The sequence below is a fragment of the Streptomyces sp. NPDC044061 genome (assembly GCF_056434305.1).
Window position 1 is genome coordinate 23,246 of sequence record NZ_JBWKFL010000036.1, and the last position, 21,011, is coordinate 44,256.

At 71.8% G+C, this 21,011-nt stretch carries 14 protein-coding genes; 10 read left to right on the forward strand and 4 right to left on the reverse strand.

The window, feature by feature from the left end:
* Positions 1-77 precede the first annotated feature (77 nt).
* Genes AC07CM_RS39115 through AC07CM_RS39125 form a run of 3 tightly spaced genes read right to left on the reverse strand, consistent with a single transcriptional unit; the run spans position 78 to position 6,259 of the window.
* Positions 78-4,850 (reverse strand): trypsin-like peptidase domain-containing protein, encoded by a 4,773-nt coding sequence (locus AC07CM_RS39115; RefSeq protein ID WP_478881285.1) that lies wholly within the window; start codon positions 4,848-4,850, stop codon positions 78-80.
* Positions 4,820-5,176 carry a CU044_2847 family protein gene (locus AC07CM_RS39120; protein WP_478881286.1) on the reverse strand — a complete coding sequence of 119 codons (357 nt, stop codon included), beginning with the start codon at positions 5,174-5,176 and terminating at the stop codon, positions 4,820-4,822. Before AC07CM_RS39120 ends, AC07CM_RS39115 begins: the two co-directional genes overlap by 31 nt.
* A gap of 21 nt (positions 5,177-5,197) precedes the next feature.
* Positions 5,198-6,259 carry a LacI family DNA-binding transcriptional regulator gene (locus AC07CM_RS39125; protein ID WP_478881287.1) on the reverse strand — a complete coding sequence of 354 codons (1,062 nt, stop codon included), beginning with the start codon at positions 6,257-6,259 and terminating at the stop codon, positions 5,198-5,200.
* Between the two features lie 235 nt (positions 6,260-6,494).
* On the opposite strand from AC07CM_RS39125, the gene AC07CM_RS39130 reads away from it, so the two are divergent.
* From AC07CM_RS39130 to AC07CM_RS39160, 7 genes are all read left to right on the forward strand, one after another.
* Complete coding sequence (locus AC07CM_RS39130) at positions 6,495-7,784, forward strand: ABC transporter substrate-binding protein (RefSeq protein ID WP_478881288.1); 1,290 nt, start codon at positions 6,495-6,497, stop codon at positions 7,782-7,784.
* Between the two features lie 6 nt (positions 7,785-7,790).
* Positions 7,791-8,687 carry a carbohydrate ABC transporter permease gene (locus tag AC07CM_RS39135; RefSeq protein WP_478881289.1) on the forward strand — a complete coding sequence of 299 codons (897 nt, stop codon included), beginning with the start codon at positions 7,791-7,793 and terminating at the stop codon, positions 8,685-8,687.
* Positions 8,684-9,595, forward strand: a complete 912-nt coding sequence (locus AC07CM_RS39140; protein WP_478881290.1) for a carbohydrate ABC transporter permease — start codon at positions 8,684-8,686, stop codon at positions 9,593-9,595. The genes AC07CM_RS39135 and AC07CM_RS39140 overlap by 4 nt, the downstream gene beginning before the upstream one ends.
* A gap of 33 nt (positions 9,596-9,628) precedes the next feature.
* Positions 9,629-10,885 carry a glycoside hydrolase 5 family protein gene (locus AC07CM_RS39145; protein WP_478881291.1) on the forward strand — a complete coding sequence of 419 codons (1,257 nt, stop codon included), beginning with the start codon at positions 9,629-9,631 and terminating at the stop codon, positions 10,883-10,885.
* Positions 10,882-12,924: an endo-beta-N-acetylglucosaminidase gene (locus AC07CM_RS39150; RefSeq protein WP_478881292.1), complete on the forward strand. Its 2,043-nt coding sequence runs from the start codon at positions 10,882-10,884 to the stop codon at positions 12,922-12,924. Before AC07CM_RS39145 ends, AC07CM_RS39150 begins: the two co-directional genes overlap by 4 nt.
* Before the next feature lie 30 nt (positions 12,925-12,954).
* On the forward strand, positions 12,955-15,975 hold the full coding sequence (locus tag AC07CM_RS39155; RefSeq protein ID WP_478881293.1) for an alpha-mannosidase: 3,021 nt from the start codon (positions 12,955-12,957) through the stop codon (positions 15,973-15,975).
* Between the two features lie 81 nt (positions 15,976-16,056).
* Positions 16,057-16,524, forward strand: coding sequence for a DUF4231 domain-containing protein (locus AC07CM_RS39160; protein ID WP_478881294.1), 468 nt, complete (start codon positions 16,057-16,059; stop codon positions 16,522-16,524).
* Positions 16,525-16,539: 15 nt separating this feature from the next.
* Here AC07CM_RS39160 and AC07CM_RS39165 read toward each other — a convergent pair whose 3' ends face one another.
* Positions 16,540-17,241 carry a FadR/GntR family transcriptional regulator gene (locus tag AC07CM_RS39165; protein WP_478881295.1) on the reverse strand — a complete coding sequence of 234 codons (702 nt, stop codon included), beginning with the start codon at positions 17,239-17,241 and terminating at the stop codon, positions 16,540-16,542.
* A gap of 165 nt (positions 17,242-17,406) precedes the next feature.
* Between AC07CM_RS39165 and AC07CM_RS39170 the strand changes: the two genes are divergently transcribed.
* Genes AC07CM_RS39170 through AC07CM_RS39180 form a run of 3 tightly spaced genes read left to right on the forward strand, consistent with a single transcriptional unit; the run spans position 17,407 to position 20,988 of the window.
* On the forward strand, positions 17,407-18,480 hold the full coding sequence (locus tag AC07CM_RS39170; protein ID WP_478881296.1) for a sugar ABC transporter substrate-binding protein: 1,074 nt from the start codon (positions 17,407-17,409) through the stop codon (positions 18,478-18,480).
* Positions 18,477-19,970, forward strand: coding sequence for a sugar ABC transporter ATP-binding protein (locus AC07CM_RS39175; RefSeq protein WP_478881297.1), 1,494 nt, complete (start codon positions 18,477-18,479; stop codon positions 19,968-19,970). Before AC07CM_RS39170 ends, AC07CM_RS39175 begins: the two co-directional genes overlap by 4 nt.
* The gene (locus AC07CM_RS39180; RefSeq protein ID WP_478881298.1) at positions 19,963-20,988 is read left to right on the forward strand and encodes an ABC transporter permease; all 1,026 of its coding nucleotides are present in this window, start codon (positions 19,963-19,965) and stop codon (positions 20,986-20,988) included. The genes AC07CM_RS39175 and AC07CM_RS39180 overlap by 8 nt, the downstream gene beginning before the upstream one ends.
* Positions 20,989-21,011: the final 23 nt, after the last annotated feature.

A 21,011-nucleotide genomic window follows, 5' to 3' on the forward strand; every position in this document is an offset into this window, starting at 1 on the left:
GCAAGAGAACTGTGCACGGTCCCGCGCGCCGCGTCGAGGGGCCATGAGTGGTGCCGGTCGCGGAAGCGGCCGCCCGGTCATCCCGGCGTGCGTTCGACATACGCCCGGAGGTCGGCGGGCAGCAGGCCCGCGACGCGCGACCGTTCCTCCGGAGACGGTTCCTGGCCGAGCGCCAGCCGCAGCAGCTCCACGTGCGCGTCGGCGGGCTCATGAGCCGCGATCAGCGTCTCGGCCGCCTCGATCCGCACCGTGACGGGCGCGTCCCGGTCGGCGAGCACCGAACGCAGGACCTGCCTCGCCCGGTTGCGTGCCGAACGCCACTTCATGAGCCCGCCCGCCGCCATGACACGGTGGCGGGCGAGTGCTTGTCCGTCCTCCACGACCCGGCGGTAGGCGGCCTCCGCCTCGCACCCGACGTCCAGCCTCTCCCAGGCGGCAGCCACGCCGAGATGGGCCTCGGGGTCCGTCGTGCCGGGGCCGGAGAGCGACCGCAGGACGGCACGGCCCTCCTCGCCCAGGTCCTCGGCGAGCAGAGCGGCGGCCCGCGCGCGGACGTCGACCGGGCAGGCCGGGTCCGCGGCCAGGGCGCGGGCGACGGGAATGCGGTTGAGGGCGCCGCTCGCCGGGAGGTGCTCGCAGATGGCGACACGGAGTTGGGGCGGAGTGGTGTCCTCGGCGGCGAGGGTGCGGCAGGGCTTGTCGAGGTTCCCCCCGCCGACGGTCACCAACGCCGCGATCCGCTCGGCGACGGGAGCCTCGGTGTCCCGCACCCACGACAGAAGCTGGTCCCGCACCCGGTCCGAGTCGCCCTCCTCATGCACCAGAAGCCACAGATGGCCCAGCCGGGTGACCGCTTCCGGGTGTCGCCGCTCGACGGACTCGGCCCAGCGCGCCGCGGCCTCATGGGGATCGACGCCGGCCAGCGCGCCCACCGGGACGATCGCACCCTCCTCGCCCTGGGCGAACGCGAGGGTCTGCCACACCGTCGGGTTGTAGGAGGAGTAGGCGTACCCGCCCAGGGACAGGTGGAGGTTCAGGCTGTGCATGGGGTCCTGGCCGACCGCGGCCATGAGGCCCTTCCAGCGCGGATACGGAACCAGTCCGAACAGCGCGACGGCGGCCCGGGCCCGTGCCGACGGCTCGGCCGCGGGATCCTCCGCGATCCGGGTCAGTGCCCCCCGGAGGCGGGGAACGACGACGGCGACGTGCAGCAGGGAGTCGGCCGTGATGTCGAGGAGGGACTCGGTGGGCACCGTCTCGTCGTCGATCAACGCGTCCATGCGCCTGCGCAGTGTCACGTCCGGCGTGATGGCGTCGGCCAGGAGGAGGAGCCGCCACAGGTGCTCGTCGGGCAGGCCTGCCTCGTCGAGCACGCGGTGGAGGGTCTCGGCGGCGGATCGCAGGTCGACGTCGGCCAGGTGGTCGAGGGCCTTGACGCGGTCGAGCATGCCGACGCGCGGGTCCTCGGCGATGCGGCGGAGCAGAGCCGAGGCGGCCGCCCGCTCACCGGTCTTGAGCAGCCGGGCCGCCGCGTCGCGGCGCACTCGTCCCGGCACGGCGTCGTCCGCCGCGATCTCGCGGAGCAGGCCGGCGGTGACGGCCGGGTCGACGTCCTCCAGGGCCTCCACCGCTTCGAGCCGGTCCGCCGCTCCGACACCGATGTCCTCGGCCATGCGCAGCAGGGTCGTACGCAGCACCTCGGTGGCGCCCAGGCCGATGAGCGGGGACACGTGTCCGAGACGGTCGGCGACGGAGTTGCGCGGATCCTCGAAGGCGTCGGCCAGCATCTGCCGGGCCCTGACCGACTCCCCGAGTTCACGCAGGAGTTCGGACACCTGCGGCAGGTACCAGCGGTCCGCCGGGAGAGCGTCGAGGCAATCGGCCGCGACGGCCGGCCGGTCGAGCCGGATCAGTCGTCCGACGGCTCGCAGCCGCGTGTACTGGCTCAGCCGCTCGTCGCGTGCCACGCGCTCGACGAGGGTCACGTCGTGGAGCCCCTCCACCGCCACGGCGACCGCGTCCTCGGGCGACCGCGCGCTGTCGGCGACCTGCCCGCACAGCAGAGCCATCGTCGCCGCGTCCACGTGTCCTCCGTGTTCGCCGAGGTACTGGGTGGCCCGGTGCCGCAGATACAGCGGCACGGTGGGGTCCGCGCACAGTTCCTCGAGGAGTTCCGGCCGCGAGGGCACCAGCAGAACGCCGCTCAGATAGCGGATCGTGTGCGGGTCCTCGGCCTGCACGGCATGGCCGGCCAGGGCGTCGGTGAGCGCCGCGCACGTCTTGGTCGGCAGGTCGTCGGGGAGCAGCCGCAGCAGGTTCTCGACGCACGGCTCGGGGTGGTCCGCGGTGCGCAGGAGCAGGGCGAGCGCGTCGGTGCCCGCGGCCTCGTCCAGCGCGAGGAGCGCGACGGCGGCCTCCTGACGCGTCTCCGGCACATGGTCTGGATCCGCGGCCAGAGCCGTCAGACGACGGCAGGCGGCGTCGGGATCGCCCGCCCGCGCGAGGTACGAGGCCGCCACGACCCGCAGGTCGGCCGGCAGATCCCGGTCGTCGGCGAGTCGGGAGGCGAGGACCGCGGCCTGTTCGGCGCCGCGCCGTACGTAGTGCCTCAGCGCCACGGAGCGCGCCCAGTGCGGGACGGTGGGATCGCCGATGACGTCGACCAGTCCCGCGGGTTCGAGCACGGCGTACAACCGGTCCAGCACCGTGCCCACGTCGAGGTCGCCCACGGTGACGTCGCCGGCGTCGTACAGCTTGAGCACGGCGCGGGTGAACCGCACCGTCAGCTCCTCGTCCGTGACGAGCTCGTCGCTGAGGATCGTGGCGCACAGCAACAGGTCGCGCCAGCCGCCCCCGTCCACGACCGCGCGCAGGAACTCTCCCATCGGCATGCCCTGTTCGTGCCAGCGGGCGGCCATGAACAGCACCTGGTTGGGACGCTCCGCCGCGATCGCCTCCCGCACCGTCCGCAGGGCCTGCGGGTCCTTCGGACCGAACCGGTCGGCCAGGGCGTGGCCGGCCAGGTACTCCTGGACGGTGTGGTGGAGGAAGTAGAGGTCCTCGCCGCGCTGCCGCACCAGGCCGGTGAACGTGAGCGCGCGCAGCACGGTCTCCCGTGCCGGAGCACCGTGCGGGTCGTGATCGGCGAGCAGTTCGACGACCTGGTCGAGCAGCGAGCGGGTGTCCCCGCGCTGCCGCAGCTCCGCCACGGGATGCAGGACGTCGTACACCCGCTCCAGCAGGAGGGGCGTGATGCCGTGGACGGCCGGGTCGCTCCGGCCGAGCCGCTGGGCGCCCTTCTCCCGGAGGATGCCGATGAACCTCGCGTAGAGCCCTGCTGGGTTGCGCGGCAGGTCACGCACGGCGGCGACCGCGCAGATCATGGTCAGATACAGCGGATTGCGTGCCACCTCGGCGAGCCGTCCGCGGCGCAGGTCGCCGGCCAGCGCGCCCGCCCGCAGCGCCGCGTCCTCGATGTCGAGCGCCTCGAACCACGCCCTGGCGAGCTGCTCGACCTCGTCGTCGTCGAATTCGAGCAGGGCGTAACGCTCAAGCTCCTCCAGCCGGTTCATCTCCGCCGTCACCAGTGACCGGCTGGCCACTACGAAGCGCAGATACGGCTCGCGCGACCACCGCTGGATCAGCCGGATGACCCTGCCGCGGTCCCCGGGGTCCAGCACTTCGTCGAGCCCGTCGACGCACAGGAGCCAGTCGGTCGTCGGTACCGGCCCGTTCTCGAAGAGTTCCGGGGACGGCGAGCGGCGCAGACCCGGCAGATCCCGCGCCAGCGCGGCGGCCAGCGCCTCGGGCAGCGGGCGGTCCAGCAGCTGGTCGGCGGCGACCAGCACGGGGATGTACGAGGGTGCCCGGCCGGGGTCCCCGAGCCATGCGGAGGCCACGGTGCACACCAGACGGCGCAGCAGGCTCGACTTGCCGCTGCCGGCACCCCCGGTGAACAGCACATGGCGGTGCTCGGCGAGCACGCGCTCGGCGGCCGGCGCGTAACGGCCCGCCGGTCGGCGGCCATGGCCCTCGTCGGCCGGGTCATCGGCGTGCGAGGCCTCCTGACGGACGTAGACCGTGGACAGCGGGATGTCGCCGGAATCGGTGAGCAGCGCGGCGTAGGGATGCTCGTCGGCGGCTTCCCGCGCCGCCTCCAGATAGTCGCGCAACAGCGCGCCCGGATACCTGAACCCGCCCTCGCGCAGCTGTTCGTCCGTGAGCGTCCCCAGCCAGGCGACCGGCGCCTCCGGAACCGCGCAGCGGGCCAGGACCTCGGAGATCGGGACCAGATGTGCGCTGCCCGCCTTGTTGGAACGCGCCAGCATCCCGCACACCGCGCCCGTGCGCTCGTTCACCACCGGACTGCCGCTGAAGCCCTCGCCGACCGGTGTGCCGTAGCCGCGGGGCATCGGCATCGCGCCGTCGAAGGCGAGCCGCGAGTCGCCCTGGTATTCGAGGCCGGCCCACTGGCCCGCGCGGTAATCGCCCTTGGGATGGCCGTAGGCCCACATACGGTCGCCGAGCTCGACGTGAGGAGAGGTCAGGGCGCACGGTGCCGAGGACGCCTCCGCCGTGAAGCGCAGGAACGCGATGTCCAGGCCGTTCGCCTCCCGGTACCGCTCGTCGTCCGACACCGTGAGCGTCACGTCGGGGCCCGCGCCGATACGCCCACGCACGGCACCGGGCCCGGCCACGACATGTGCGCACGTCACCACCACGCCCGGGGCGATCACGAAGCCGGTTCCGCCGGAGCCCGCCTCCGGCAGATCCAGTGCGACGGTCGCCGCCTCCAGCAGCCCCTTCCAGCCGTGCACGCCTATGCCCCCGGGGCCTCCGGCGCCGTCCACTCCAGGGTCACCTTCCAGGTGGACCTGGACGACGCCCTGCCCACGACGGCCAGGAACTGACCGGTGTCGAAGGAGACGTCGCAGCCGAACTCGACCGTCGCCCTCGACGCCCCGGTCTGCTGGAGGCGGGTGCCCATGGCGCGGGCGACCGCCGTGAGGCCGTCGAGCACCGGTTCGAGACGGGGTCGGCGCCAGCCGATCTCCTGTTCCTCACCCAGGTCGGGGCCCGGCCGACGGGCGCCCGGGGCGACGGACAACAGGACCGTCTGGCCGTCGATCTCGACCGGGATCACCGTCTCGGTCTCCGCGCCCTCATCCACACCCATGTCCTTCCCCCGTGACGGACTTCAGACGGACGGCCCATCGTAACGAGCGGCGGCCGCCGTGCTGCCCCGGACCGTCAGACGCGGCGTCGGCACGCCCACCGCCCGGGCCGCCTCCCCGTCCAGCAGCGCCATCAGCTCGACGGCCGCCGTGCGGCCGAACTCGGCGCTGTCGCGGGACAGGGCCGACAGCCGTGGTGTGACCATGCGGCACAGTGCCGAGTCCTCCCAGGAGACGAGCGAGACGTCCTGCGGGACCCGGAAGCCCAGTTCGGCCGCGGCGGCGAGACCTGCCACGGCCATCACGTCGTTGTCGTAGATCAGCGCGGTCGGGGGAGCGGAGCCGCCGAGGACGCGGCGGGTCACGGCGTCGCCCTCCGTGTCGGAGTAGTCGGTGGTGACCGAGCGGACTCCGGTGAGGCCGCGGCGCTCCGCCTCCGCGCGCAGCGTGGCGACGCGGCGCCGGGTGTGGGCCAGATCGGGGAGCCCCGCGATGTGGACGATGCGGCGGTGGCCCAGAGACGTCAACTCGTCGACCACCGAGGCCATCGCGCCGGCGTCGTCCGCCCAGACCGTGGACAGGCCCGGGTGGCGTACGTCGGGTGCGCCGCCGATGACCACGGCGGGCAGGCCCAGCTCGTCCAGCAGGTCCGGCCGCGGGTCCTCGGCGCGTGGGTCGACCACCAGGACGCCGTCCACCCGGTGCTCGGCCCACCAGCGCCGGTAGACCGCGCACTCGTCGGCCACGTCCCGGGCCACCTGGAAGAGCAGACCCAGGTGGCGCCCGGCGAGCACTTCCTGGATGCCGGAGACGAGTTGCAGGAAGAAGGAGTCGACGCCCAGCGTGTCCGCGGGGCGGGCCAGCACGAAGCCGACCGTGGCCACGCCCTCGCCGGAGAGGGCGCGGGCCGCCGTGCTCGGGCGCCAGCCCAGCTGCTCGGCGACCCCGCGCACCCGGGCGCGTGTGGTCTCGGAGACTCCGGGCCGGCCGTTGAGGGCGAAGGAGACCGCGCTTTCGGAGACCCCGGCGCGGCGCGCGATGTCCTTCATCGTCGGCCGGCGCGCGGGTGATCGCTTCTCCGGCAACCCCGGCCCCCTTCCGTACGGTCCAGTCCAGGCCAACTACTAATGCGCTTGAGCGCACTTAACCTAAAGCGCATTAGTGATCGACGGCAATAGGCGGCAAGCGCCGCTCTGAACAGGGGTTTTGAGTCACTAATGACTTTAGCTGGGTCGAATCCATTGACGCGTCCCTGAACCGGTGGGCACAGTCTGGCCCGGCACCTTCGGCCACATCCCACTGCAAAGGAGCCCAGCCGCCGTGCGCATCTCCCGCAGAACCTTCGCCGCCGCTGCCATCGCCCTCGTCCTGCCGCTGAGCGCCTGCGGCTCGGGCGGGGACGACGGCGGCTCGACCGACGCCTCCGGCAAGGTCGAGGGCGACATCACCTTCCAGACCTGGAACCTCCGCGCCAACTTCAAGGACTACTTCGAGGGCCTGATCGCGGACTTCGAGAAGAAGCACCCCGGCACCCGTGTGAAGTGGATCGACCAGCCCGCCGAGGGCTACCCCGACAAGATCAGCGCCGACGCGGCCGGCGGCACCCTGCCCGACGTCGTCAACGTCTCCCCGGACCTGGTCGCGCCGCTCGCGAAGGCGGGCCTCGCCCTCGACCTCGACAAGGCCGCCGCCAAGTACAAGTCCGAGTACCTGGGCGGGGCCTGGGCCGGCCACCAGGTACCGGGAATGAGCGGCACGTACGCCTTCCCGTGGTACCTGAACACCGGGCCGCTCTTCTACAACAGGTCCCTGTTCGAGAAGGCCGGACTCGACGCCGGAAAGCCGCCCAGGACGTACGACGAACTCTTCGCCGACGCGCTGCAGATGGCGAAGAAGACCGACGGCAAGGTGGCCACGCTCGCCAACGTGCCCACCATCGAGGACTTCGGGCGGTACGGCGTACCGCTGATGGACAAGGAGGGGACCGGGTTCGCCTTCAACGACGCCAAGGGGATACAACTCCTCACCAAGTACAAGCAGTTGTACGACGCCAAGGCGCTCGATCCGCAGGCGCTGACCGCCACCCCGGAGTCCTCCGGGAAGAAGTTCCTCACCGAGGCCGTCGCCATGAACCCCGGCAGCGCCCTCGACCTCGGCAACTTCAAGAAGCAGGCGCCCAACCTGTACAAGAACATCGGGATCACCGACCAGATCACCAGCACCGGGCACGTCAACATGTACGTGATGGGCGTGATGGTCAACTCCCGCACCAAGCACACCCCTGCCGCGGTCGCCTTCGCGCACTTCGTCACCGACGCCCGCAACCAGATGTCCTTCGCCAAGAAGGTCGCCATCTTCCCGAGCACCGCCGGCTCCCTCGACGACCCGTACTTCACCAAGGAGGACGGCACCGACGAGACGCGCGTGCGCATCGCCGCCGCCAAGTCCCTGAAGAGCGCCGTCAACTACACGCCGGTGCTGTTCAGCGAGCAGATGAAGACCGCGCTGCGCAACGAGGTCGCCAAGGCCCTGCAGGGCAAGGAGAGCCCCAAGACGGCTCTCGACAACGCTGTCAGGGCCTGCGACCAGCTCCTGAAGCAGCAGGGCTGACCCCGCATGGCCACTCCCACCGCCCCGACCCGGGTGCGGCGGCAACTGCCCACCAGCCCCTGGCTGTTCGCCGCACCCGGACTGCTGATCACCGGCGCCTTCGTGCTCTACCCGTTCGTGTCGACCGTGGTGAACTCCTTCACCGACCGCCGCACCCTGATCCCGGGCCGTTTCGTCGGACTCGCCAACTTCCGCGAGCTGCTCCACGACGACATGTTCTGGACCGGTCTGCGCAACAGCACGCTGTACATCGTCGGAGTCGTCCCGGCCCTGGTGATCCTGCCGCTGCTGCTCGCGCTGCTGGTGCAGAAGAACATCCCCGGCATCACCTTCTTCCGGTCCGCCTTCTACACCCCGGTCGTCGCCTCCATCGTGGTCGTCGGACTGATCTGGGTGTGGCTGCTGGACGAACGCGGACTGGTCAACTCGCTGCTGGAGACCGTGGGGATCGGGCGGGTCGGCTTCCTCAGCGACCAGTGGCTGATCCTGCTGAGCGCCATGGCCGTGACGGTGTGGAAGGGCCTCGGCTACTACATGATCATCTACCTGGCGGCGCTGGCGAACGTACCGCGCGAGCTGCACGAGGCCGCCGCCGTGGACGGCGCCGGCCCCGTCCGCCGGTTCCTCACGGTCACCGTGCCCGCCGTGCGCTCCACCATGGTGCTGGTCGCCGCACTCTCCTCGGTCGCCGCCTTCAAGGTGTTCTCCGAGGTGTACCTGATGGCGGGCCCGAGCGGCGGCCCGGCCGGCGAGGACACCACCCTCGTCATGCTCGTGCAGCGCACCGGCACCGGACTGACCGGCCGCGTCGGCTACGCCTCCGCCCTCTCCGTCGTCGTGTTCGCCGTCACCGTCGCACTGATGCTGCTCGTGCTGCGCGCCGACCGGAGGGAGGAGTCATGAGCGTCCTGGAGAAGACACGGACCGTGCGTCCGGCCGCCCCGGCCGCCGCCCGGGAGCCCCGGGTCACCGACGAACACGGCCGCCGCGTCCGCCCGGTCGAGCTGATCCTGCGCTACGTGCTGCTGCTCGCCGTCCTCGCCCTCACCGTCGGCCCGTTCCTGTGGCAGCTCTCCACATCCCTCAAGGGACCCACCGAGGACATCTTCAGCTCGCCGCCGAAGTTCCTGCCCGGCCGTCCCACCCTGCACAACTACGAGCGGGTCGCCCACACCATCCCCGTCTGGGACTACGCCCTGAACTCACTGAAGGTCGCGAGCGCCAGTGTCGTGACCAACTGCGCCGGCTCGGCGCTCGCCGGGTACGCCCTCGCCCGGCTGCGCTACCGCGGCCGCCGGGTGGCCACCCTCGTCTTCGTGCTGGCGATGCTCGTGCCCGTGGAGGGCATCATCATCGCCCAGTTCACGACCATGCGGGAACTCGGCCTGAACAACACCCTCATCGGGGTCGTCCTGCCCGGCTCGATCGGCGCGATGAACGTGCTGCTCATGCGCAACGCCTTCCGCAACCTGCCGTACGAGATCGAGGAGGCCGCCTACGTCGACGGCGCCAGCGCCTGGCAACGGTTCCTGCGCGTCGCGCTGCCGTCGGTGAAGGGCACCCTCGCCGTCGTCGCGATCTTCGCCTTCATGGGCGCCTGGGACGACTTCCTGTGGCCGCTCATCGTGCTCAGCGATCCCGACAGGTTCACCCTCACCATCGGCCTCAACTACCTGCACGGCACCTTCGCCAACGACGAACGCCTCGTCGCCGCCGGCACCGTCATCGCCGTGGCCCCGCTCATCGCCCTGTTCGCCTGCCTGCAGCGGTACTTCTTCCGCGGGGTCGGCGAGGGCGCCGTCAAGGGCTGACCCCGAACTTCCCGCAAGGAGCAAGGACACCGCATGCCCCCTGCCGTGCGCTTCGGCGTCAACTACACCCCCAGCGAAGGGTGGTTCCACCACTGGCTCGACTTCGACCCGGACTCCGTACGCGCCGACCTCGACGCCATCGCCGCCCTCGGCCTGGACCACATCCGCGTCTTCCCGCTGTGGCCCTACTTCCAGCCCAACCGCACCCTGATCCGGCCGCGCGCCGTCGAGCAGCTCGTCGCCCTCGCCGACGCGGCCGCCGAACGAGGTCTGGACGTCAACGTGGACGGACTGCAGGGCCACTTGAGCAGCTTCGACTTCCTGCCCGCCTGGACCCGCACCTGGCACCGCCGCAACCTCTTCACCGACCCGGACGTCGTCGACGGCCAGGCCGCCTATCTGCGCACCCTCGCCGCCGCCCTCGCCGACCGGCCCAACTTCATCGGCATGACCATCGGCAACGAGGTCAACCAGTTCGCCGCGGGACCCCACCCCGACCCCGACCGGATCACGGCCGAGGAGGCCGAGCAGTGGCTCGTCCGGCTGCTCGCCGCCTGCGCCGAGGGCGCCCCGGACGGGCTGCATCTGCACGCCTCGTACGACGCCGCCTGGTACCAGGACGACCAGCCCTTCACCCCCGGCCACTCGGCCCGCCTCGGCGCCGCCACCGCCGTGCACTCCTGGGTGTTCAACGGCACCGCCCAGCGCCACGGCCGTACCTCCGTACCGGCCGAACACCACGCCGCCTACCTGGTCGAGCTGAGCAAGGCCTGGGCCGAGGAGCCGCACCGGCCGGTGTGGCTCCAGGAGGTCGGCGCACCCGCGCCCATGGTCCCCGCCGAACACGCGGCCGCCTTCGCCCGGGCCACCGTCGACAACGTCCTGGACTGTCCCGACCTTTGGGGCATCACCTGGTGGTGCTCGTACGACGTCTCCCGCACACTCGCCGACTTCCCCGAACTCGAGTACGGCCTCGGGCTGTTCACCAACGACCGGCGGCCCAAGGACATCGCACGCGTGCTGGCCGACGCGGCCCGTGGCCCGCACGAGGTGCCAGCCCCACGCGGTACGGCCCTCGTCGTCCCGTCCGAGCCGGCCCGCCGCTCCCGCTGCGCCCCCGGCGGCCCCGTCTTCGACGCCTTCTTCCGGCTGGTCGCCGACGGAGCCCGCCCCACCACCGTCCTGGACACCCGCGCCGACGACAAGGACCACCTCACCGCGCGCGGCATCACCGAAGTCGTCACTCCCGACCAGGTTCTCCCAACCCCACAAGGAGGCACTTGCTCGTGAACCCCACCAGACGCGCCGTCCTCGTCGCCGGCGCAGCCGCGGCCCTGCTGCCCGCGCCCGCCCTCGCGGCCTCCCGTCCCAGGGCCGCCGCCACCCCGCCGTACGCCTCCTACTGGTACCCGGACTCCCTGCCCTCCGGCAGCCCGGGTGCCGGCATCACCTGGCGCAGCCTGAAGGCCTGGCGCGCCGCCGACGACCCCGACCTCGCCTTCAACGCCGCGTCCGTACCGCTCGCCGCACGCTTCGCCCCGACCCCGGCGAACGCCACCGCCCGCTCGGGGCAGGCCCGCGTCCAGGCCCTGGTCTCCTTCGGCCCCACCTCCGGCAACCCCTCCCAGGGGTCGGCCACCGCCGACTACTACGCCCTCACCCACTGGGCCTACCTGGACGAACTGGTGTTCTGGGGCGGTTCGTCGGGCGAGGGCCTGATCCTCGCGCCGAACGCGCCGGTCGTGGACGCGGCCCACCGGCACGGCGTGCCCGTCCTCGGCAACATCTTCCTGCCGCCCACCGCCTACGGCGGACAGCTCCAGTGGACCCGGGACCTCGTGCAGAAGGACTCCTCGGGGCACTTCCCGCTGGCCGCGCAACTCGTCGCGGTGGCGGCCGCGTACGGCTTCGACGGCTGGTTCCTCAACGCCGAGACGAGCGGCGGGAACACCGCGCTCGGCACCGCCATGCTCGGCTTCGTGAAGGAGCTGAAGGCGCTCGCGGCGGCCAAGGGGCAGCGGGTGACCTGGTACGACGCGATGACCGTGAACGGCACGGTCAGCTGGCAGGGCGCGCTGAACAGCCAGAACGAGGCCTTCTTCCAGGCCGCCGACGACATGTTCGTCGACTTCCGGTGGAGCGCCGGCACCCTCGCCTCCTCGGGGACCAGGGCCGGACAACTGGGGCGCAGCCGCTACGAGTTGTGGGCGGGCGTCGACGTCGAGTCGAACGGGTCAGGCACCTCGGTGAACTGGGACGCGATCCTGCCGACGGGGAAGGCGCACGTCACCTCGATCGGCTTCTACCGGCCCGAGTGGACCCGCAACCACCTGCCCGCCGACCAGCGCACCCCGGACGACTTCCATGCGGCCGACGACCGGTTCTGGACCGGGCGGTCGCTCGATCCGGCACGGCCGGACGCCAGTGACCCGTGGCGGGCCCCCGCGGTGTCGGTGGCGGACCGGTCCACGGTGTCCTCGGTGCCGTTCGCGAGCGTGTTCAACACCGGGCACGGGCTGCGGTGGTACGAGGCGGGGGCCGTCACCTCGGACGCGCCCTGGAACCACCTCGGCCTGCAGGACCGGCTGCCGTCGCGGCGCTGGGTCGTGCGGACGACGGGGCGGCGGCCCGCCGTCTCCTTCGACTTCGAGGACGCCTGGCGGGGCGGCAGCAGCGTGCTGGTCGACGGTGAGCCGGATCAACCAGTGGTCGTGGATCTCTACGCGACCCGGCTGCCGATCACTGCTGACACGGTTGTCGAGCTGACCCACCGGACGGACGTGGGCACGGTGAACGTCGAACTCGCCGTCGCCACCGCCGAACCGAGCGGCGCCGGTGCGACACCGCCGTACACCTGGCTGCCTGTGAACCCGGTCGACACCGGGCCGGGCCGCCGCCGGGCCGTGAACTCGGTCAACTCCTGGCAGACGTCGACCGTACGGCTCACCGGGCTGTCCGGCACGATCCACGCTCTCGCCGTCCGCCTCACCGCGCCCGACGGGGGCCCCGTGCGCTGGCGGCTGGGCGGCCTCGCCGTCCACGACACCTCCCCGGCCCCCGCCGCACCCTCGGGGCTGCGGATCACCGCCGCCTCCGGCGGCGACCTGCGCTTCGCCTGGAATGCCGCACCCGGACCCGTCCGCCACTACGAGCTCCACCGGCTCCTGCCCGACGGCACCCGCCGCTTCCTCGGCGGCACCTGCCAGCGTGCCTGGTTCGCCGCCGGACTCCGGCCCGCGACGGGAGAGACGGCCGCACGGTTCGAACTGCGCGCCGTGGGGGAGCTCTACAACGCCTCGACTCCCGTGACCGTCACTCACACCTGGTAGTCACCCGGAACCCAGCAGGGAGCACCCCGCATGCATGACGACCGCAACCTGGTCGAAGCCCGCCTCCGGCGCGTCCTCGACGAACGCATCCGTCCCGCCGTGTACCCCGAGTCCGTGCCGCTGCGGGTCGCCGTCTGGCACGCGCCGGGCGAGCCCGTGCCGGTCGCGGAGGGACTGGCGGCCGAGCCCGCGCCGATCGAGGTGGGCGCCCGGTGGGGTGCTCCGTGGGGAACCAGCTGGTTCCGGGTGACCGGGACCGTACCCGGGGCCTGGGCGGGCCGGACCGTGGAGGCCCTGCTCGACCTGGGCTTCGACGAGAACATGCCCGGCTTCCAGTGCGAGGGTCTGGTCTACCGGCCCGACGGCACACCGGTGAAGGGCCTCAACCCCCGCAACCAGTGGGTGCGCGTCGGCGCGCCCGTCGCGGGCGGGGAGGAGGTGCGCCTGCACATCGAGGCCGCTTCCAACCCGGTCATCCTCGACTACCACCCCTTCCGGCCCACCATGCTCGGCGACAAGGACACCGCCGGGCACGAGCCCCAGTACACGCTCACCCGCATGGACCTCGCCGTCTTCGACGAGACCGTGTGGCAGCTGGTGCTGGACCTGGAGGTGCTGGGCGAGCTGATGGCCGAGCTGCCCGTGGACTCCGCGCGCCGCCACGACATCCTGCGCGCGGTCGACCGGGCCCTGGACGCCGTGGACCTCCAGGACGTGAACGGCACGGCCGACCGGGCCAGGGAGCGGCTCACCGGCGTGCTGTCGGCCCCCGCCGTGCCCTCGGCCCACCGCCTCAGCGCCGTCGGGCACGCGCACATCGACTCGGCGTGGCTGTGGCCGCTGCGTGAGACCGTGCGCAAGGTGGCCCGTACGACGTCCAACATGACCGCGCTCGTCGAGGACGAGCCGGACTTCGTCTTCGCCATGTCCCAGGCGCAGCAGTGGGCATGGGTGAAGGAGCACCGGCCGGAGGTGTGGGCCCGGGTGAAGAAGGCCGTGGCGGACGGGCGGTTCGTGCCGGCCGGCGGGATGTGGGTGGAGTCGGACACCAACATGCCGGGCTCGGAGGCGATGGCCCGTCAGTTCGTGCACGGCAAGCGGTTCTTCCTCGACGAGTTCGGCATCGAGAACGAGGAGGCCTGGCTGCCCGACACCTTCGGCTTCGCCGCCGGACTGCCGCAGATCATCAAGGCGGCCGGCTCCAAGTGGCTGCTGACCCAGAAGATCTCCTGGTCGCAGACCAACAAGTTCCCCCACCACACCTTCCAGTGGGAGGGCATCGACGGCACCCGGATCTTCACCCACTTCCCGCCCGTCGACACCTACAACTGCTCGATGAAGGGCGGCGAGATCGCCCACGCGGCACGGAACTTCAAGGACAAGGGCAGGGCCCGGCACTCGCTGGCGCCCACCGGCTGGGGCGACGGAGGTGGTGGCACGACCCGCGAGATGGTCGCCAAGGCGGCCCGCCTGCGCGACCTCGAAGGTTCCGCGACCGTCGTCTGGGAGACACCCCGGGCGTTCTTCGAGAAGGCCGAGGCCGAATACCCCGAACCCCCCGTGTGGGTCGGCGAGCTGTACCTCGAACTGCACCGCGCCACCCTCACCAGCCAGGCCAGGACCAAGCAGGGCAACCGGCGCAGCGAACACCTGCTGCGCGAGGCCGAACTGTGGGCGGCCACCGCCGCCGTGCGCACCGGATTCCACTACCCCTACGAGGAGCTGGACCGGATCTGGAAGACGGTCCTGCTGCACCAGTTCCACGACATCCTGCCCGGCTCCTCCATCGCCTGGGTGCACCGGGAGGCCCGGGCGACGTACGAGCGGATCGCCGCCGAGCTGAACGGGGTCGTGGAAGCCGCCCAGCGGGCGCTCGCCGGCGAGGGGGAGACGCCCCTGGTCTTCAACGCCACCCCGCACCCGCGGGCCGGTGTCCCGGCCGGAGGCGCGGCAGCGGAGGGTGCGCAGGGCGCGACGGCGCTCACGCCGCGCGCGGACGGCGGCCACGTCCTGGACAACGGCCTGCTGCGGATCGAGATCGACGCCCGGGGTCTGGTCGTCTCCGCCCGCGACATCGAGGCCGACCGCGAGACGATCGCCCCCGGCGGCGCGGCCAATCTCCTGCAACTGCACCCCGACTTCCCGAACATGTGGGACGCCTGGGACGTGGACGAGTTCTACCGCAACACGGTCAAGGACCTCACGGACGCCGATTCGGTGACGGCGGGCGAGGACGGTGCCTCGGTGCGGATCGTACGGTCCTTCGGCGCGTCCCACGTCACCCAGGTGCTGTCGCTGCCGCCGGGGGAGCGGCGGCTGGTGCTGGACACGGAGGTCGACTGGCACGAGACGGAGAAGTTCCTGAAGCTGGCCTTCCCGCTCGACCTGCACGCCGAACGGTACGCGTCGGAAACCCAGTTCGGGCACTTCCATCGCCCCACCCACACCAACACCTCATGGGAGGCTGCCAAGTTCGAGGCCTGCAACCACCGCTTCGTGCACCTGGCGGAACCCGACTGGGGCGTCGCGGTCGTCACCGACTCGACGTACGGCCACGACGTGACCCGCACGGTCCGCGGCGACGGCGACCGCGGTACGACCACCACGGTCCGGGTGTCCCTGCTGAGGGCCCCGCGCTTCCCGGACCCCGAGACCGATCAGGGCGTCCACCGCTTCCGCCACGCGCTGATCCCCGGCGCCGGGATCGCGGACGCGGTCCGTGAGGGCTGGCGGATCAACCTGCCCGAGCGGCGCACGACCGGCGCCGGTGAGGTCGCCCCGCTGGTCGCGGTGGACAACGAGGCGGTCGTCGTCACGGCCGTGAAGCTGGCCGACGACGGCAGCGGTGACGTGGTGGTCCGCTTCCACGAGGCCCACGGCGGCCGGGCCCGGGCGACCCTCACAGCCGGCTTCGGCGTCGGGGACGTCACCGTGACCGACCTTCTGGAGCGACCGGCCGGCGACGGCGAACCGCCGGTGCGGGACGGCGACCGGATCACCGTACGGCTGCGCCCGTTCGAGCTGATGACGCTGCGGCTGCGCAGGGCATGAACCCGCGGCGGATCCAGGGCGGCCCGGCGTGCCCACCGGCCCGGCTTTTCCCGGCGCGGGCACAGCCACGATGATGTGCCGATGAGACGAAGAAGGGTGCCCGACACCTCCTGGGCAGCGGAGCCGGATCCCCTGCTGGCCCTCGCCCAGCGGGAGTTGGCGTTCTACGCACGGACCGGCGACCGGGCCAGGAGGCTGCATCACGGCACCGAGCTGGGTGCTCTTCTCACCACGTCGGTGACGGTCGTGGCCGCCGGTCTGCACGCTCCGGCCTGGCTGACCGCGCTGATCGCGGGCGGTGCCGTCTTCTTCACCGGCATGCGCCAGCTGTACGGCGCCGGCTCGCGGTGGGTGCTGGCCGCGCAGGCGAGGGAGTCGCTGCGCCGGGCACTCGACCGCTACCTGCTCCTGCCCGAGACCGAACGCGACGCAGCGGCCCGGCGGGCGCTGCAGGCCGTGGTCGAGGAGGTCGGCGCGAACGAGTTGCGTGCGTGGTCCGAGGCGCAGGGAGGGCGCCCGGAGCCGCCTCTTCCCCCGGTGGCAGTCTGACCTGGAGGGGGCTGGTCAGGGCCCCAGCTGCGCCCGTAGCCACTCCTCCACCTCGCCCACGTGCGCCGCCGCTGCCGCCCGGGCCGCCTCCGGGTCGCGGGCGGCCAGGGCGCGGTGGATGGCGGCGTGTTCGCGACGGGTGCGGGTGAAGGCGCCCTCCTCCTGGTAGCCGCGCCAGACGCGGGCCCGGAAGGTGCGGGAGGACAGGCCCTCCAGGATGGCGGCCATCGTCTCGTTGCCCGCCGCTGCCGCGATCTCGCGGTGGAAGGCCAGGTCGTGGGCGAGGATCTCCTCGGGATCGTCGGTGGCGTTCATCGCCGCCAAGTGCTTCTCCACCTCGGCCAGTCGGTCGTCGGTGATGCGCGCGGCGGCGAGCGCGGTCGCCGTGGACTCGAGGATCCGGCGTACCTCGAGCAGCTCCACCAGACGCGGACCCCGGGACAGGTCGGCGACCACGCCGAAGGTCTCCAGCAGGTCGCCGGCCTCCAGTGCGGTGACGTAGATGCCGGACCCGTGCCGGGCCTCCAGGACGCCGAGGACCGTCAGCGCGCGGATCGCCTCGCGCATCGAGCTGCGGGAGATGCCCAGCTGGGCCGCGAGGTCCCGCTCGGTCGGCAGGCGCTGGCCGGGCTCCAGCGACCCCTGGGCGATCATCGCCTTGATCCGCTCGATGGCCCGCTGGGTCACCGTGCCCTTCTGCGGGGCTTCCTCGTCCACGCCACTCCTCCAGTCACCCGGGTGTGTCGCAGTGTAATCACCGAATTGGTCGGACCACTATGTGCTTGAGGCGGGGAAATCCGCTGCAGGAGGGTGTTGAAACGCTGGAGTGGTCTGATAAGTATCCAGGCATCTGCTCGAACACGCTCGACGAGGAGCCGCGAGATGCCCGCCAGAACAGCGAGGAAGCAGAACAGGTCACGGATCACCGGCGTGGCGGCCCTGGCCGCCTGCGCCTCGCTGCTGCTCACCGCATGCGGCAGCACGAAGGACACCGGCGCCTCCAGCGCCTCAGGCGGGGGCGGCACGGGCAAGGTGGGGGTGATCCTGCCCCTGCTGACGTCGCCGTTCTGGCAGTCGTACAACGACTACGTGCCCAGGATGGCCAAGTCCGAGGGCGTGCAGGCACTGAAGACGGTCAACTCCAACAGCGACCCCTCGCAGCAGATCACGGACATCAACAACGAGCTGAACCAGGGCGTGAAGGGCCTGGTCGTGGCCCCGCTCGACAGCGCCGCCATCCAGGCCGGACTCGACCAGGCCGAGCGCAAGGGCGTACCCGTCGTCGCCGTGGACGTCGCACCCGACAAGGGCAAGGTCGCCATGGTGGTGCGCGCCGACAACGTCGCCTACGGCGAGAAGGCCTGCGACTACCTCGGGCAGCACGTGACCAGCGGCAAGGTCGTGCAGATCATGGGCGACCTCGCCTCGGTCAACGGCCGCGACCGATCCGAGGCCTTCAGGTCCTGTGTGAAGAAGAAGTACCCGAAGCTCAAGGTGCTGGAGATCCCCGCCAAGTGGGAGTCGGACACCGCGGCCGCCAAGCTGGACACGCTGCTCGGCGCCAATCCCGACATCAAGGGCATCTACATGCAGGCGGGCGGCGTCTACCTCGCGCCGACGCTGCAGACCCTGAAGTCGAAGAACATGCTGAAGGCGGCGGGGCAGAAGGGCCACGTCGTCATCGTCTCCAACGACGGCATTCCGCAGGAGTTCGACGCCATCCGCAAGGGCGAGATCGACGCGACGGTCTCCCAGCCCGCAGACGCCTACGCGAAGTACGGCATGTACTACATCAAGGCGGCGATGGCGGGGAAGACGTTCGAGCCCGGCCCGACGGACCACGACTCGACCATCGTCAGGCTGCCCAGCGGCATCCTCGAGGACCAGCTTCCCGCGCCCCTGGTCACCAAGGACAACGTCGACGACCCGAAGCTCTGGGGCAACACGGTCAAATGAGCACCCCACTCGTCGAAGCCCAGGGGATCGTCAAGCGGTACGGCCCCACCGTGGCCCTCGCCGACGGCCGCCTCACCGTGCGGCCCGGGGAGTCGCACGCGCTCGTCGGCCGCAACGGCGCCGGCAAGTCCACCCTCGTCAACGTCCTCACTGGACTCCAGGCCCCGGACGAGGGCACCGTACGCTTCGACGGCGAGCCCGCACCCCCGCTCGCCGACCGGGACGCCTGGCGCCGCAAGGTCGCCTGCGTCTACCAGAAGCCCACGGTCGTACCGGAGTTGACGGTCGCCGAGAACCTGTTCATCAACCGGCAGCCGCTCCGCCGGGGGCTCGTCAACTGGCGCCGGCTGCGCATCGAGGCCGCGGACCTGCTCGCCACCTGGGACGTGCGCGTCGACCCCGAGGCGCGCACCGCCGACCTCAAGGTCGAGGACCGGCAGATGGTGGAGATCGCCCGGGCGCTGAGCTTCGGCGCCCGGTTCATCGTCCTCGACGAGCCGACCGCCCAGCTCGACAACCGGGAGATCGAGCGGCTCTTCGACCGGATGCGCGCCCTGCAGGACTCCGGGGTCACCTTCCTGTTCATCTCGCACCATCTGCAGGAGGTGTACGAGGTCTGCCAGACGGTGACCGTCCTGCGTGACGCCCGCTGGATCGTCACGGCGCCCGTCGCCGACCTCCCCCGTGCCGCGCTGGTGGAGGCGATGGCCGGGGAGAGCGTCGCCGAGCGCGCGGTGACCGCACGCGAGAAGGTGCCCGACGACGCGCCCGTGGCCCTCGAGACACACGGGCTGACCGGCACGGCGTACGAGGACGTCGACCTCACCGTCCGCCACGGCGAGGTCGTCGGCCTCGCCGGCTCCAGCGGCAGCGGCAAGACGGAACTCGCCGAGACCCTCGCCGGACTGCACACCCCGAACGGCGGCACGGCCCGACTGGACGGCGCACGACTCCCGTTCGGCGACGTGCGGTCCGCGCTCCGGGCGGGCGTCGGCTGCGTGCCCCGCGACCGGCACGACCAGGGTCTCGTGGCCGGCATGACCGTCGGCGACAACGCCACCCTGAGCGTGCTGGGCCGCCTCGGGCGGTACGGGTTCGTCGGCACCCGGAACAAGCGGGGTGTCGCCACCGACCTGATCGAGCGCCTCGGCATCCATGCCGAGGGCCCGGACCAGCCCGTCTCCGACCTCTCCGGCGGCAACGCGCAGAAGGTGGTCATGGCCCGCGCGCTGGCCTCCGATCCCCGCCTGCTGGTGCTGATCAACCCCACCGCGGGCGTCGACGTGAAGTCCAAGGAGGCCCTGCTGGCCCGGGTGGACGGTGCCCGCGAGGACGGCACCGCCGTGCTCGTCGTCTCCGACGAACTCGACGACCTGCGCCGCTGCGACCGCGTCCTCGTCCTCTTCCACGGCCGGATCGTCGCCGAGCATCCGGCCGGCTGGCACGACCACGAGCTGATCGCCTCCATCGAAGGAGTGGACCATGGCTGACACCAAGGCCCCGCCCCTCAGGCCCCTTCCGGTGCCCGACGCCCGCTCGGCCAGGACGGTGCTGCTGCGCCGGGCCCGCGAACTGGCCCTCCTGCCCGCCCTGTTGCTGCTGATGGTGCTGGGGGCCTTCGTCAACGACTCCTTCCTCACCGAGCGCAACATCGTCTCGATCCTGGGAGCCTCGGCGGCCCTCGCGATGGTCGTGCTCGCGGAGTCGCTCGTCCTGATCACCGGCAGGTTCGACCTCTCGCTGGAGTCCGTGGTCGGCATCGCGCCGGCCGTGGGCGCCCTGCTCGTCCTGCCCTCCGCCCAGTCCGGCTGGGGCACCGAACTGCCGGCCCCGCTCGCCCTGCTCGCCGTCCTCGCCGTCGGCGCGGTGATCGGCGCCTTCAACGGCGTCCTGGTGGTGCGGTTCAGGCTCAACGCCTTCATCGTCACCCTCGCGATGCTGATCGTCCTGCGCGGCCTGCTCGTCGGCGCGACCAAGGGCAAGACGCTGTTCGGGATGCCCGACGCCTTCTTCACCCTGGCCACCACGACCTTCCTGCGGGTCCCGCTGTCCGTGTGGCTCGCCGCCGCCGCCTTCGCGATCGCCGGGCTGGTGCTGAAGTACCACCGCGTCGGCCGCGCCCTGTACGCCATCGGCGGCAACGCGGACGCGGCCCGCGCGGCCGGCATCCGCGTCGAGCGCGTGATGCTCGGGGTGTTCGTGGTGGCCGGAGTCCTGGCTTCCGTGGGCGGCCTCCTGCAGACCGGCTATGTCGGGGCCATCAGCGCCAACCAGGGCAACAACATGATCTTCACCGTGTTCGCGGCGGCGGTGATCGGCGGCATCAGCCTGGACGGCGGCAGGGGCACCATGTTCGGCGCCCTCACCGGCGTGCTGCTGCTGGGCGTCGTACAGAACCTGCTGACCCTGGCGCAGGTGCCGTCGTTCTGGATCCAGGCCATCTACGGCGGGATCATCCTCGTCGCCCTCATGATCGCCCGCGTGACGACGGGCCGGGCCCAGGATTGACCGCCTGCCGTCAACTGACCTTT